Origin of the sequence: Lyngbya aestuarii BL J (assembly GCF_000478195.2) — a bacterium.
Lineage (GTDB): Bacteria > Cyanobacteriota > Cyanobacteriia > Cyanobacteriales > Microcoleaceae > Capilliphycus > Capilliphycus aestuarii.
On sequence record NZ_AUZM01000143.1, the window covers coordinates 1 to 5,797 of the forward strand.

The following is a 5,797-nucleotide window of genomic DNA, read 5'->3' on the forward strand; positions in this document are numbered from 1 at the left end:
TCCCCACCTCCCCATCTCCCCATCTCCCCATCTCCCCACCTCCCCACCTCCCCATCTCCCTATCTCCCCATCTCCCTATCTCCCCACCCCTGTCAAGGGCTAATCAATTCAACTCGGTCTTGTCCATCAGTTTCTTCAAGATAGACTTTGACTTGTTCTTCGCGGGCGGTAGGGAGTTCTTTTCCGACAAAATTGGGATGAATGGGCAGTTGACGATGGCCACGATCAACTAAAACAGCAAGTGTGATGCTTTCTGGACGTCCGTACTCATTAACGGCGTTTAAGGCGGCTCGAATCGTCCGTCCACTATAAATAACATCATCAACTAATACAACAAATTTACCCGTTAAATCTAAGGGAATTTGAGTTTTTGCGGGAGTTCGCATCCCCACTTTATCTAAATCATCTCGAAAAAAGGTAATATCGATAGCGCCAACAGCGATAGTTAGTTGTTCGAGAATTTCGATTTGTTGAGTTAGTCTTTGGGCTAAAGGTACACCACGGGTATGAATTCCGAGTAACACCAAATCAGAGAGATCGCCCGCTCTTTCTATAATTTCTGAGGCTAAACGATTAACTGTACGTCGGATTTCTTCGGGTGAGAGGATTTCAACGATTTTACTCATGTTCAATGTTGTATGATTAGGGGTCAGTTGTGGAGGAGTGGGAGTTGTACTCTATTGATTTGGGGCGTTTGAAAGAGACAAAGTGGCGATTTCACATCGATAGATCGGCGATCGCAATCAGTGAACTTTTCTAAAGTCTATTGACAATTAAGCCGATCACCCCATAAGCAAAAAGAAATAATCCCAACTCTATCAGAAAAGTTCGGCGAGTCAGTTGCAGTGCTTGGTGAACAATAGCCGGAGTAATAGGGGAAATAAAGTCACCCAATAGCGGTTTAGATTTGATCACACCTCGATACTTATTCACACCTCCTAACTGCACTCCTAAAGTCGCAGCATAAGCACATTCACTCCAACCTGCATTCGGACTGGGGTCATAAATTGCATCCCGTTGACAGATTGTCCAAACTGATTTGGGTTTTCCCGACAAAATCGCAATTAAAAGGGTATTGAATCGACAAGGCAACCAAGTTAGGATGTCTTCTAATTTTGCACTAAACCATCCGATATCGGTTAATGGTGCTTCTTTATAACCCACCATAGAATCAAGGGTACTTGCAGCTTTATAGGCGAAAGCAAACGGTACACTACCAATGCCAGGTATTACCATACCAACCCCGGCATAGAATAGAGGAGCGATTATACCATCGGTTGAGTTTTCGGCAACCGTTTCTAAGACTGCTCGGAGAATTTCTGACTCGGATAAATCTTGAGTATCTCGACCTACATATAAACTTAACTGTTGACGGGCTTTGATCAGATTACCATTGTTTAGAGGATGGAGAACATCAATAGCCGCTTGACGTAAACTGCGAAGGGCAAAACAACTCGCTAACATGATACTTTCTACCCCTATATCCAAGATTGGATGTAGGGGAAATTGAAGGGGGATCGATTGCACGGCTCGTAAAATTAACCAACTGGTAAATCCGCTACCAAAAATGAGTAAGATTGCGAGTAATATACCAGACAGTTTGAGAGATTGAGGCGTTTTAAACCCAGCAAAAGCGAGACAGGTATATTGCTCAATCGCCCATCCCATAACCTGTACAGGATGTAACCACCCCCAGGGATCACCAATGAGAAAGTCGAGCCAAGCCGCAATTACCAGAGCGAGAATTGAACTTGAGTCAGTCATTTATTCAGGATGAGGAGGAAAAGAGAGTTCAGAAAAAAGTTGAGATTCTTGAGTGTTAACCCGCTACAATGGTTAGACAACAAAACTGGTTTCTTCACCTTGAGCGGCTTGCCAACTGCGAGCATCATAATAGAGATCTTCAAGAGAAATGCTGTAGAGAGCTTCTTTAAGCTTTTGATGCAATCGATTCCATAAGGTAAACGTTACCCAGTCTTCTGCAAGTTCTGCATTCGGTTGATGGCGAGGTAAAGGTTCAATACTTTCTCCAACGGCTTCTAAAATTTGTCCCAACGAAATTTTAGCAGGTGATCTTGACAATTGATAGCCCCCTTGTGAGCCGCGAACCGATTCAACTAAACCTGCTCGTCGCATCTCTATCAATAGCTTTTCTAGATAGGGTGCGGGTAGTTTTTGTCGGTGAGCAATTGCATTGACTGAAGTCGGACCAAACTCCTGCTGTAAGCTCAAGTCCAATAACGCCTTTACACTATAATGTCCGCGAGTGGTTAACTTCATCCTTCCCTGAAAAAATCGGCAACTTCAGCATTTAGTTTAGCCCAAGAAAGCACATACAGACGAAGAAGACCCACTTGATCTTACTCAATGGAATAACCCTTGATCAAATGTCAGACGACAGAGAATGATGGACGCTACAGACTCACTTTATATATACAGCTTGATCCAAAAGTTGAGTCAGTCGATTTACTAAAACTGTTGTTCGCCTTTCTGTTCGTGACTCGAACAGGTGATCGCACAACGCTTGAGAGAGTATCGTCGATGGCTAAGGGTTCAAGCCAATTGCTTTAAACCGATTACATCTAGTAAAAAAATTAAAATAGTGATGAATAATTTGCTTAATTCGTGTAATATAGTCTCACAAGCACATATTTAGCTAATGTCTTTGGGCAACTTAATTGTCAGCCCGAAGAAAAGCCAAAACCTTATTGTCGAATGTCGAAGGAACCAATTAATGGCTAAACAACAAAAAAGAACAGATGTTCAACCTCAACCCCTGATCGGTGAAGCTTTACTGAGAAAAGTTAAAGATCTCGAACATCTCAACAAAGAAGAGAAAGCAAGAGAATGTGGTTACTACACCCTCACAAAAAATGGGGTTGAGCGAGTCAACATGATGAAATTCCTGAATGCTCTGATTGATGCAGAAGGAATCGAGTTAGATGGTAAGCAACTCGGAAATGGACGAGGCGGACGCTCGGCAAGCTATCGAATTAGTGTACAGTCAAATGGAAATTTATTAATTGGTGCAGCTTATACCAAACAAATGGATCTGGAACCCGGTGATGAATTTGAAATTTCTTTAGGCCGTAAACATATTCATCTCAGACAAGTCGAACCGGGAGAAGAACTCGAAGCGTCATAACTGGCACAGTATCGTTTTCGACTTCTATTTTTCCGAGCGGGATTAAATACAATCGATTCCTGATTCTGGAAAATCGGCGTCGCGCATCATCATTCTGGCTGGTTTTGACCGAACGTTAGTCATCGCCAGCCTAACCGTATTAATTGCTTTCAAACTAGGGAATCGAGACAGAATGCAATAACTGTTCAATAATCGTTTTTGCTCGTCTTCCCCCAACCGGAATTAAACGATGAGACAGCACATAAGGCGCCAGAAACTTGACATCATCTGGTAAAGCATAATCGCGCCCAGCCAGAAAGGCTAAAGCTTGAGTGGCTCGATGCAAAGCAATTGCCCCTCGCGGACTTACCCCTAAAGCAATTTCTTCGTGATCTCGTGTGGTTCTAACTAAACTGAGCATATACTGCTGCACAGAAGTTTCTACTTGCACCCGACCACAAAACTGTTGCAATTCCAACACCTCTTCTGGAGTTAAACAAGGTTGTAACTCCTCAACTTTCACCCCACTTGTCAGTTGTTGAAGCATTTGCAACTCCTCCGACTCCGAGGGATAGCCTAAACTAAGTGACAACACAAAGCGATCCATTTGGGCTTCAGGAAGCGGAAATGTTCCCTGATATTCAATTGGGTTTTGAGTCGCAATTACAAAAAAAGGTTTAGGAACCAGACGAGAAACCCGATCAACCGTCACCTGTTGCTCCTCCATTACCTCTAGCAACGCTGACTGAGTTCGAGGAGTCGCCCGGTTAATCTCATCGGTTAATAAGATATTGGTAAAAACAGGCCCCGGTAAGAACTCAAACTCCCCTGTACTGGGGTTCCAAATATTCGTTCCGGTGATATCAGTCGGTAACAAATCCGGTGTACATTGAATGCGTTGAAACTCTCCCGCAATTGAACGAGCGATTGACTTCGCCAGCAAAGTTTTACCGACGCCCGGAACATCTTCTAGGAGAGCGTGACCCCCAGAGAGTAAAGCAACGAGCGTTAGACGAATGGCATCCCCTTTTCCCACAATTGTCCGGCTGAGATTGTGTTTGAGCCGTTCAATTTTTTCTCTCATTCTATTAATCGCTTATTATCAAGTGTTAGTATTGAGTGGTCATCGGGTAATCGTCTTCAGTTCAGTGTCCATCAAGAATACACCTACCCCTTATCCGTTCCCCGTTTTTCAGATCACGATTCCCTAAACAATCAGTTTACTGTTCACTATTTAGCACTTTTTCGGCTTGAACACAATCAACCGTAATTTGTGCTTTAAGTTCATCAAGAGAAGCAAACTTTTGTTCTGGACGTAAAAATTCTTTTAAGTAAATGGTCAAGGTTTGACCATACAAATCACCCGACCAATCTAACAAATAAACTTCTACAGTTGGCTGTTGACCTTCCACCGTTGGACGACAACCAATATTCATCACCGCAGGATAAGCCGTTAAATTCAACGGTTCACCTTGACTAAAAACCTGTACCGCATAAACCCCATAGCTTGGGAGAAACTTTTCTGGGGGTACTTGTAAATTTGCAGTGGGAAATCCGATCGTTCGACCTAACTGTTGACCTTGAACGACTTGACCCACTAAAGTATAGTGACGACCGAGTAACTGATGAGCGCGTTGCAGATTACCTTGTTCTAGAGCTTGACGAATCATCGAACTACTAATTCGTTCCCCTTGTTCACAAGGATAGCGATCAACAATAGTCACATCTACCCCATAAGGAGTAGCGATCATTTGTAAGTCTGTAGCCGTCCCCGTGCGACCTTTTCCGAAGCGAAAATCAAAACCAATCGTTACATGAGAGGCTTGTAGATGCTTGATCAAAATTTCTTCAACAAATTTAGGAGGACTCAAACTCGCAAGCTGTTGATCAAAAGCCAGCAAAACCATTTGCTCGACACCCATCATTTGTAGACACTCTATCTTCTCATCAATAGGAGTCAGAAGCTTCTTAGATTGACCTGTAAAAAATTCTTGAGGATGAGGGTGAAAAGTGACAACCGTAGCGTAGCGTTGATGACTCTCACCTGCATCACAATTGAGACGACTTTCCTCTGGAGTAAGGGAAACACCCGAACGAGAGTTTTGAGCCGGAGGTGGGGGTTGTAAAGGCGAATCAACCTGAGTGAAGAAGATTTCTGGCTGTTGCGGCGACAGCAAAGATGAACGAATCGACTGAGATTGCCTGAAGATAGGCTGAATTACCTGTCGATGCCCTCGATGTATTCCATCAAAGTTTCCTAAGGCAACGGCAGTCGGAGTTAAAACAGTGTTTAGCGAAGAAGTAATCCACACGCTTTACATTTTGACACAAACTGAGGGATTGTGATCAAAAATCATACAACAAATTTTTAGCTTCTTCCCCAAGAAGCCTCACTTCTAACCCGACAGAGCAGCGTGAGATGAATTGCGGTCAGGGTTTATCGGAATTAGGTTTGTTCTGATTTTCGATATATTGTCGCCGAGTTGAAATAGTTATTCCACCACAACTAGCAACAAAGTAAGAGCCATTCCATAAAACATCTTTCCAGTAAAAAGAATTTAAGTGGTCGGAAAATTCTTGTCTAAGCTTTCGGGACGTTACAGATTTGAGATTATTAACCAAATTACTTAAAGCAATGTCACCGATGGTACTGAAAAAGAAGATGAACATGAT

The 5,797-nt window shown here is 43.1% G+C and carries 6 protein-coding genes and 1 pseudogene; 1 reads left to right on the plus strand and 6 read right to left on the minus strand.

The window, feature by feature from the left end; genetic code table 11:
- Nucleotides 1-92 precede the first annotated feature (92 nt).
- The 3 genes from pyrR to M595_RS26835 all read right to left on the minus strand — a co-directional run bounded on the left by pyrR (nt 93) and on the right by M595_RS26835 (nt 2,280).
- A complete protein-coding gene (pyrR, locus tag M595_RS26825; RefSeq protein ID WP_023069746.1) occupies nt 93-626 on the minus strand; it encodes a bifunctional pyr operon transcriptional regulator/uracil phosphoribosyltransferase PyrR in 534 nt (177 codons plus the stop codon).
- A 130-nt stretch (nt 627-756) separates the two neighbouring features.
- Nucleotides 757-1,764 (minus strand): adenosylcobinamide-phosphate synthase CbiB, encoded by a 1,008-nt coding sequence (gene cbiB / locus M595_RS26830; protein WP_023069747.1) that lies wholly within the window; start codon nt 1,762-1,764, stop codon nt 757-759.
- 72 nt (nt 1,765-1,836) lie between these two features.
- Nucleotides 1,837-2,280: an Rrf2 family transcriptional regulator gene (locus M595_RS26835; RefSeq protein WP_009787503.1), complete on the minus strand. Its 444-nt coding sequence runs from the start codon at nt 2,278-2,280 to the stop codon at nt 1,837-1,839.
- Nucleotides 2,281-2,734: 454 nt separating this feature from the next.
- Here M595_RS26835 and M595_RS26840 point away from each other — a divergent pair, with 454 nt between their 5' ends.
- Complete coding sequence (locus M595_RS26840) at nt 2,735-3,145, plus strand: AbrB/MazE/SpoVT family DNA-binding domain-containing protein (protein ID WP_023069744.1); 411 nt, start codon at nt 2,735-2,737, stop codon at nt 3,143-3,145.
- A 154-nt stretch (nt 3,146-3,299) separates the two neighbouring features.
- Here the strand turns inward: M595_RS26840 and M595_RS26845 are convergent, their stop codons facing one another.
- From M595_RS26845 to tnpA, 3 genes and pseudogenes are all read right to left on the minus strand, one after another.
- Complete coding sequence (locus M595_RS26845; protein ID WP_023069743.1) at nt 3,300-4,208, minus strand: AAA family ATPase; 909 nt, start codon at nt 4,206-4,208, stop codon at nt 3,300-3,302.
- A 136-nt stretch (nt 4,209-4,344) separates the two neighbouring features.
- Nucleotides 4,345-5,436: a bifunctional riboflavin kinase/FAD synthetase gene (locus M595_RS26850; protein ID WP_023069745.1), complete on the minus strand. Its 1,092-nt coding sequence runs from the start codon at nt 5,434-5,436 to the stop codon at nt 4,345-4,347.
- A gap of 118 nt (nt 5,437-5,554) precedes the next feature.
- A pseudogene (tnpA, locus tag M595_RS29795) lies at nt 5,555-5,797 on the minus strand (IS200/IS605 family transposase); the annotation flags it as partial.